The following is a 1,899-nucleotide window of genomic DNA, read 5'->3' as shown; positions in this document are numbered from 1 at the left end:
TTCATGAACGCATGCACATACCGTAAGTTCTCTTTTCATAATAATTTATAAAAGAAAATAAGAAAAGCCCCAAAAGGGGCTTAATCGAGGGAATCATACATTTATTGCCATGATAATGTGCTGGTAACTAATGAAAGCTCAAAGGAATGGGCGAAATTTGTCGAAATAGGTCGAACGCGAATGGAGAAGTGCGGACCATGGACGAGATGTCCAGGTATGGTTGCTTTATAGCTCTGCACATGCTCAATCAGTCCACCTGATGACTCCATGGGGATGATACGCTGTTCCCATTTTTCACCGTTGTCCTCGTAATAAATGATCTCTACAGCCGTATCTTGTGGCCAAATTGGGCCRAAAAAGATCTGTGCCGTCACTTCCTTTGTTGACGGTTTGATTTCRCTTAATGGCACTTCCGTAGACAATTTGGCGGAGCGATCATCGATACCAATGATTTTTACTTGATACCAGTTATTTCGGATGAATTGCTTATAATCGGCAACCTTCGTCGCAACTTCGTAGTGATTAGCGACAAATAAGCGTGCTCGATCTGCTGTCGGCAAATAAGTTTCTTCCGTGTAGTCCTGTACCATGCGATGTGTATTATACACGGGGCTAAGCGATTGGATAGAGCGCTTCATCCGGCTAATCCATTGATGCGGGAGACTTCCCTGGTTATAGTACAGGGGAATAATTTCTTTCTCCAAAATCTGATAAATGGATTGGGTATTTTCTTTCTCCTGCACAGCCCAATCGGCCGTACCTGTTGAACCAATAGCCCAACCGTTCGTCCCGTTGTAACCTTCCTCCCACCAACCATCTAGCACGCTGAAGTTAAGAACGCCGTTCATTGCTGCTTTTTGCCCGCTCGTGCCGCTGGCCTCCAGGGGTCTTCGACTTATAGGTCGCGAACCGTCTGGCGAATCCGATCGTTAAGGCCTTTGGGTTCAGATAATGCCTAACTTCCTCAATCCGCTGCTCAGATTCTCCATTGCGTCTCCGTTGCTCCATTAAATTCTGACGGGCGAAGCTGACTAAATCATCTTTCAACTGCTGATGCACCTTCCAGATGGATTCATCGGGAATGACTTCAACTTGCTGCCATTGATGTTTGTTGGCTTGTTCTTCTCGCCATGTGCCGGGTAGGAAACGATCCAGCAGTTCTTTCCAGCTAGGAGCTGTCCATGTGTCCAAATGAACGCCATTTGTAATTGAACCAATTGGAACTTCGCCAGCATCGATGTGTCCGTGAAATTCTTTGAACATTTCTCGGGAAACTTGCCCATGCAGTTTACTAACACCGTTGCGCAGTCCAGCTGTATTCATGGCCAAATGAGTCATATTAAATTGACCAGTGTGATGGTCAAGTCCAAGTGCTATAATCGCCTGTTTGTGGCGTGACAGCTCATTGAATAGCGGTCCGAGATAATGTTCCAACATCCCGATGGAGAACGTGTCATGGCCCGCTGGAACGGGCGTATGGGTGGTGAAGACGGTAGCTGAGCGGACGGTCTCGACAGCCACGTGCAAAGGCAGACCTAGATGCAGAAGCTCCTTCAGTCGCTCCAGAGTGAGAAAAGCTGCGTGACCTTCGTTAATGTGATACACGTTAGGGTAAATGCCTAGTGCGCGGAGCGCTTTGACGCCGCCAATTCCAAGCACGATTTCCTGCGCAATGCGCGTATCCTGATTCCCGCCATATAGCTGTGCGGTCAGTTCTTTATCCGCGGGTTGATTAGCCTCATGATCGGCGTCGAGTAAATAGATCTTGTTGCGTCCGACCTGCACCTGCCAAATCTGCAAGGTGATGGCCCGGCCCGGCATGTCAATCGAGATGGTCAGAGGAGCACCTTGATGAAGAACCGGTGCAATCGGAAGTTTGGCAAAGTCATAATCATATAG

2 protein-coding genes are annotated in these 1,899 nt (G+C 47.8%); both read right to left on the bottom strand.

Translation table 11 applies throughout. The features are described 5' to 3' along the window. Positions 1-101 precede the first annotated feature (101 nt). On the bottom strand, positions 102-848 hold the full coding sequence (locus AC1DUA_RS38530) for a hypothetical protein (RefSeq protein WP_477504707.1): 747 nt from the start codon (positions 846-848) through the stop codon (positions 102-104). Next, a partial coding sequence (gene glgP / locus AC1DUA_RS38525) for an alpha-glucan family phosphorylase (RefSeq protein ID WP_477504706.1) occupies positions 832-1,899 on the bottom strand: 1,068 nt, incomplete at its 5' end. The genes AC1DUA_RS38530 and glgP, both read right to left, overlap by 17 nt.

The organism is Paenibacillus sp. 01T422 (assembly GCF_056398785.1).
The sequence above is the reverse complement of the archived record's forward strand: the minus strand, read 5'-3'. Positions and strand labels throughout refer to the sequence as shown.